This is a genomic window from Micromonospora sp. M42, assembly GCF_000568915.1.
Taxonomy (GTDB): domain Bacteria; phylum Actinomycetota; class Actinomycetes; order Mycobacteriales; family Micromonosporaceae; genus Micromonospora; species Micromonospora chalcea.
Window position 1 is genome coordinate 2,213,912 of sequence record NZ_KK037233.1, and the last position, 2,607, is coordinate 2,216,518.

The 2,607-nt window shown below is 76.4% G+C and carries 2 protein-coding genes and 1 pseudogene; 2 read left to right on the top strand and 1 reads right to left on the bottom strand.

Annotation, left to right across the window (positions count from 1 at the left end; translation table 11 throughout):
• Positions 1–478, bottom strand: a 478-nt coding sequence (locus tag MCBG_RS09995; protein ID WP_043325231.1) for a cellulose binding domain-containing protein, incomplete at its 3' end; no start/stop codon positions are given.
• A 413-nt stretch (positions 479–891) separates the two neighbouring features.
• Here MCBG_RS09995 and MCBG_RS10000 point away from each other — a divergent pair.
• Positions 892–2,397, top strand: a complete 1,506-nt coding sequence (locus tag MCBG_RS10000) for a TldD/PmbA family protein (protein ID WP_043325233.1) — start codon at positions 892–894, stop codon at positions 2,395–2,397.
• Positions 2,394–2,607: pseudogene (locus tag MCBG_RS32960) on the top strand (TldD/PmbA family protein); the annotation flags it as partial. The gene MCBG_RS10000 and the pseudogene MCBG_RS32960, both read left to right, overlap by 4 nt.

The following is a 2,607-nucleotide window of genomic DNA, read 5'->3' on the forward strand; positions in this document are numbered from 1 at the left end:
TCGGCGGGGCGGTGGTCGGCACCGCCGTGGTGGGCACGACTGTCGGCGACGGCGCGGCGCCGTTGCACGGCACGCCGTTGAGCGTGAACCCGCCCGGCGCGCCGCCGGCGGCGCTGAACGTGCCCTGCACGCCGAACTCGGTGGAGCCGCCCGCCGGGATGCTGCCGTTGTACGACATGTTGCGGGCGGTGACCGTCGCGCCGGACTGGCTGACGGTGGCGTTCCAGCCGTTCGTGACGCGCTCGTCGCCGGCGTACGTCCAGGTGACCGTCCACCCGGAGACGGCGGTGTCGCCGGGCGAGACCTTGACGCTCGCGGTGAACCCGCCGGGCCACTGGTTGGGTGTGTAGTCGACCCGGCAGCCCTGCGCCGCCGTGGCCGGGCCGGCGAGCAGGGCCGTCGCGGTGGCCGCCACAACGGCGGCCAGCGCGGTCACCGCCGCCAGGGCCGGGCCGGAACGGGTACGGAGAATCGTCATGGGAAGTCCTTCTGCGTCGGGCGGCGCGACGCGACGACGCGCGTCCGGACGGACGGCGGCGCGGCGACGCGCTCGGGTGGCGGCGCGTCGATGCGCCACTGTGAGAAGTCGGTGCGTACGACCGACGTGCCCGGCTCGGGACAAACCTGTCAGCCGCCGGCGGCCCGGTCGTGCGGACCTCGGCGGCGCCCGCCCTCAATCTATTGAGCGATGCCAATCAATTCAAGCGCGCCCCGGCGCGGCAGCGGTCTTCTTCCCGATTGCTCTGTTGCGCGGCGACGGCGCTGGTCGGCCGCCCGGCCGCCACGCGGGCCCTGTGCCGGGGCGGCACGCGGCACTAGTCTCCTCACCGCAACCCCCGGGCCGCCGCGCCACCGGCGCGGACGGCGGCACCCCGGCGACCGGAGGCGCGTGTGCCCGACGAGATCGACGACTCCTTCCTCGCTCTTCCGCTGGCCCGCCTCGCCGACGCCGCCCTGTCCCGGGCCCGGCAGCGGGGCGCGCGATACGCCGCGCTGCGGGTGCAGCGGGTCCGCTCCGGGCGCACCGTCGTGCACGACGGGGCGCTGCGGGCAAGCGAGGAGGAGACCGAGACCGGCCTGGCGGTACGGGTGCTGCACCGGGGCGCGTGGGGCTTCGCCGCCACGCCCGAGCTGACGCCGGAGGCGGCGGTACGCGCCTGCGACGACGCGCTGGCGCTGGCCCGGGCCTGCGCCGACGTCGGCGGCGCGCCCGTCGCGCTCGCGCCCGAGCCCGCGTACCCGGAGGCGACCTGGCGCTCGCCGTACCGGATCAACCCGTTCGAGGTGCCGGAGAGCGAACGGGTGGAGCTGCTGAGCCACTGGTGCGCCGGGCTGCAGGCACACGAGTCGGTGGCGCACGTGCTGGCCCGCGCCACCGCCGCCCAGGAGAACACGTACTACGCCGACCTGGACGGCACCCGCGTCACCCAGCAGCGCGTCCGGGTGCACCCGCAGGTGCTGGCGGTGGGCCGGCGCCCGCGCGACGGCGGCGTCCAGACGCTGCGCACCGTCGGCCCGCCGGTGGCCCGCGGCTGGGAGTACCTGCACGGCGAGGGCTGGGACTGGGCCGGCGAGCTGGCCGAACTGCCGGCGCTGCTGGCCGAGAAGACGCAGGCGCCGGCGGTGCGGCCGGGCCGGTACGACCTGGTGATCGACCCGTCGCAGCTCTGGCTCACCATCCACGAGTCGGTCGGGCACGCCACCGAGTACGACCGGGCCCTGGGCCACGAGATGTCGTACGCGGGCGGCACCTTCGCCACGCCCGACGCCGCCGGGCGGCTCCGGTACGGCTCGGCGCTGATGAGCGTGGACGCCGACCGGTCGGCCCCGCACGGGCTGGCCACGGTCGGGTTCGACGACGAGGGGGTGGCCGCGCAGTCCTGGCCGCTGATCGAGGCGGGTGTGCTCGTCGGGTTCCAGCACGACCGGGCCTCGGCCGCGCGGGCCGGCCTGCCGCGCTCCGCCGGCTGCGCGTACGCCGAGTCGTACCGGCACACGCCGATGGCCCGGATGCCGAACGTGTCGCTGCGCCCGGCGGTGGACGGGCCGGACACCGCGGCCCTGATCGCGGGCGTGACGGACGGCTTCTACCTGGCCGGCTCGGACAGCTGGTCGATCGACATGCGGCGGCGGCAGTTCCAGTTCACCGCCCAGCGCTGGCACCGCATCCGCAACGGGCGGCTGGCCGGGCAGGTGTCCGGCGCCGCGTACCAGGCGGAGACCACCGCGTTCTGGTCCGCGCTGTGCGGGCTGGGCGGGGAGGGCACGTGGCTGCTCTCCGGCGCCGACATGTGCGGCAAGGGTCAGCCGGTGCAGGCGGCAGCGGCCAGCCACGGCTGCCCGTCCGCGGTGTTCCGTGGCATCGACGTCGTCGACACCGGAGGGCGGGACGGGTGAGCGGGATCCAGGACGCCCTGGAAGCGGCGCTGCGGCACCGGCGTGACGCCGACGAGCTGCTGCTGATCGCGGACGAGACGGCCGCCGCGCACCTGCGCTGGGCGGGCGACGCGCTGACCACGAACGGCAGCGTCCGGTCCCGCCGGGTGACAGCGGTGGCGGTACGCGACGGCGCGGCCGGCGTACACGTCGGGCTGGTCGGGCACGGCG